2 rRNA genes are annotated in these 3,261 nt (G+C 63.4%); both read left to right on the top strand.

The features are described from left to right. Window positions 1-113: 113 nt before the first annotated feature. A 23S ribosomal RNA gene (locus NW853_RS12930) occupies window positions 114-3,053 on the top strand. Window positions 3,054-3,147: 94 nt separating this feature from the next. Continuing rightward, window positions 3,148-3,261: ribosomal RNA gene (rrf, locus tag NW853_RS12925) — 5S ribosomal RNA — on the top strand; the annotation flags it as partial.

The raw sequence follows: 3,261 nt of genomic DNA, 5'->3' as shown, positions 1-3,261 counted from the left end.
GTCGTACCTTGACAACTCACGCGATTGTTGAGAGAGAACCTGCATCATCACCATCCCTGGTGCGCGTTGTCCACCCGTGCACCAGGTGCCGTTCGGCCCATTGGCCGTGACGGACGGAAGACATGATGAGCACACGATGGATGCCATGGCGCTGCGTGCCGAGGAAGGACGGGGCACGGCACCGATATGCTCCGGGGAGCCGCGTGCAGGCTGTGATCCGGAGGTCTCCGAATGGGGCAACCCGCTGCCATCTGGCAGCGCTCCGCATGCGCGGAGCGGGAACCCGGCCAACTGAAACATCTCAGTAGCCGGAGGAAGAGTGAACGACACCCGTAGTAGCGGCGAGCGAACCGGGTGAGGCCTAAACCGTGCGCGTGCCAAGGGAGCAGCCGTTGCGCGCACGGGGTTGGAGGACGACCCACGCCCATCCTGCTCGATGGGCCTCACGCGACCGCGTTCAGCAGAAGCAGTGTGGAACCCTGCACCAGAGAGCGTGAGAGTCGCGTATGCGTGCGCCTCAGCGTGAGGGGTCGTTCCTGAGTAGGTCCGGGCACGAAGAACCCGGGCTGAAGCCGGGCAGACCACTGTCCAAGGCAAGCTACACGCAGTGACCGATAGCGCACAGTACCGTGAGGGAACGGTGAAAAGTACCCCGGTGAGGGGAGTGAAAGAGACCCTGAAATCGTGTGCTTCCACGCCGTGGGAGCCGGGCAACCGGTGACCGCGTGCCTTTTGGAGTATGATCCGGCGAGTAATCCTCGGTGGCGTGGTTAAGGCAGAGCCAGCCGGAGCCGGAGTGAACGCGAGCCTGAACAGGGCGAGCGTCGCCGGGGATTGACCCGAAACCGTGTGAGCTACCCATGGCCAGGCTGAAGCGTCCCTAACAGGACGTGGAGGGCCGCACCGGTGTCTGTTGCAAAAGGCTCGGATGAGCTGTGGGTAGGGGTGAAATGCCAATCGAACACGGAGATAGCTGGTTCTCCCCGAAATGTATTGAGGTACAGCCGCGGCAATGGCACACCCGGAGGTAGAGCACTGTTGTTGTGCGGGGGCTTCACCGCTTACCAAGCGACGGCAAACTGCGAATGCCGGGTGTGTGCACCGCGAGTGAGACGGCGGGTGCGAATATCCGTCGTCGAGAGGGAAACAACCCAGACCGCCGGCTAAGGTCCCCCAGTGGTCGCTAAGTGGGAAAGGTTGTGGCGCCGCTTAGACAACCAGGAGGTTGGCTTAGAAGCAGCCATCCTTGAAAGAGTGCGTAACAGCTCACTGGTCAAGCAGCGCTGCGCCGAGGCTGTAACGGGGCAAAGCGACCCACCGAAGCCGCGGGTTGACCGAGAGGTCAACGGTAGGGGAGCGTCGTGACCGCAGGGAAGGGACGGCGGAAGCCGCACTGGAGCGGGCACGAGTGCGAATGCCGGAATGAGTAACGGAGAAGCGATGTGGCAATCATCGCCACCGAAAGTCAAAGGGTTCTGCCGCACGGATGCACCGCGGCAGGGTAGTCGGGCCTAAGGGGACGGCCACGGCCAGACCCGATGGACAACAGGTGAATAGTCCTGTACCGTGGAGTGGTCGCTTGACCAATGCCGGATGCTGAGGGGTAGTCGCCGCGGCGAGACGAGCGCCGTCCAAGCCGGTAGGGAGCAGGGCGAAGGAAATCCGTCCTGCGCTGACCGAGAGGTGAGTGAAAGGGGGTTGGGGAACCAACCGCCAATGGCGAGGCGCCTGTGCAGCCACGAAAGGCCGGCTCGGGAGACCACCCACGCCCGTACCGCAAACCGACACAGGTAGACAGGTCGAGGAGACCAAGGTGGACGAGTGACCCCCGGTTAAGGAACTCGGCAAATTGACCCCGTACCTTCGGAAGAAGGGGTGCTGCGTGTAGGGTGAAGCCCCTGGCGGGTGGAGCCCGAGGCAGCCGCAGGGTCCAGGCCCGGGCGACTGGATACCAGAACCACAGCTCCCTGCTGAAGCCGGAAGGCGACGTATAGGGGGTGATGCCTGCCCAGTGCCGGAAGGTTAAGGGGAGGGGTGAACGCTCCAAACCGAAGCCCCGGTAAACGGCGGCTGTAACTATAACAGTCCTAAGGTAGCGAAATTCCTTGTCGGGTAAGTTCCGACCCGCACGAAAGGCATCACGATCTGGGCACTGTCTCGACCGGGGGCTCGGTGAAATTGCAGTGGCCGTGAAGATGCGGCCAACTCAGAGCGGGACAAAAAGACCCCGTGGAGCTTTACTACAGCTTGCCATCGGGCCGTGCAGGCGGATGCGTAGGATAGGTGGGAGGCGGAGAAGGCGGACTTGCGGGTCTGCTGGAGCCGACGGTGAAATACCACTCTTCGGTCTGCGCTGCCCTCACCGGCGGAAGGCTGGGACGGTGGCTGGCGGGTAGTTTGACTGGGGCGGTCGCCTCCTAAAGGGTAACGGAGGCGCGCAATGGCGCCCTCAGGCGGGATGGTCATCCGCCGTGGAGTGCAACGGCAGAAGGGCGCTTGACTGCGAGGCAGACAGGCCGAGCAGGGATGAAAGTCGGCCGTAGTGATCCCACAGTACCGGGTGGAAGGGCTGTGGCTTAACGGATAAAAGCTACCCCGGGGATAACAGGCTCAGACCGCCCAAGAGTTCATATCGACGGCGGAGCGTGGCACCTCGATGTCGGCTCGTCGCATCCTGGGGCTGGAGTAGGTCCCAAGGGTTGGGCTGTTCGCCCATGAAAGCGGCACGCGAGCTGGGTTCAGAACGTCGTGAGACAGTTCGGTCTCTATCCGCTCTGAGCGCGTAGAGCAGTGCGCGGGGCTGGCCCTAGTACGAGAGGACCGGGCTGGACGGACCGCTGGTGGAGGAGTTGTGGGGCGGCCTGCAAGCTCCGTAGCTATGTCCGGGAGTGAGAACCGCTGAAAGCATCTAAGTGGGAAACACGCCGCAAGACGACTGCTCTCACAGCGCAAGGCTGGTAAGCCCCCCGCGAGATGAGCGGGATAAGCGGCCGGAGCTGGAGGCGGGGTGACCCGTAGAGGCGACCGGTGCGCAGGGGCGAGGGCTTCCGTCCGTCGCGGCGAGGGGGCCGGGACGGGAGCGTGGTGATGGTGCAGGCAGCAAGAAGGACAATCGCGTGAGGGGTGAAGGGACGACCTTCAACCACTGGGTGTGTGAGGAGCGCGGTGGACCCACCCCGATCCATCCCGAACCGGGTCGTGAAACATCGCAGCGCCGATCCTACTGGCGGCTCTCCGCTGGGAACCTAGGTCCACGCACCC

Origin of the sequence: Synechococcus sp. H55.11 (genome assembly GCF_047462475.1) — a bacterium.
Lineage (GTDB): Bacteria > Cyanobacteriota > Cyanobacteriia > Thermostichales > Thermostichaceae > Thermostichus.
Note: the sequence above shows the minus strand (reverse complement) of the source record. Positions and strands in the feature narration are given on the sequence as shown.